At 38.7% G+C, this 292-nt stretch carries 1 protein-coding gene; it reads left to right on the top strand.

Going from position 1 to position 292, the window contains the following annotated elements:
• On the top strand, positions 1–292 hold a 292-nt coding region (locus ACSG5Z_RS31360; protein ID WP_435712901.1), incomplete at both ends, for a Gly-Xaa-Xaa repeat protein.

The raw sequence follows: 292 nt of genomic DNA, 5'->3' as shown, positions 1-292 counted from the left end.
CTATATCCCCTGGAACAACCATCCAATTCAATCAAGATTTTGAATTAACTAATATCTCTTTCAACGATACTTCAGATACTTTAACATTTTTAGAAACAGGCGTATATGATATTAGTTTCTCAGCGCCTACAACTTTCCCAGGATCTTCACCATTCGGATTGGGTATTTCATTCAATGGCCAACCACCTAATCGTAACTTCTCGACTAACGTTATCGGTAGTGGTGTTTCTTTCTCTACAATCGTTACTTTACAAGCTGGTACAACGATCGCTGTACAGCCTACAGCAAACAC

Origin of the sequence: Bacillus pretiosus (assembly GCF_051294775.1) — a bacterium.
Taxonomy (GTDB): Bacteria; Bacillota; Bacilli; order Bacillales; family Bacillaceae_G; genus Bacillus_A; species Bacillus_A wiedmannii.
The sequence above is the reverse complement of the archived record's forward strand: the minus strand, read 5'-3'. Positions and strand labels throughout refer to the sequence as shown.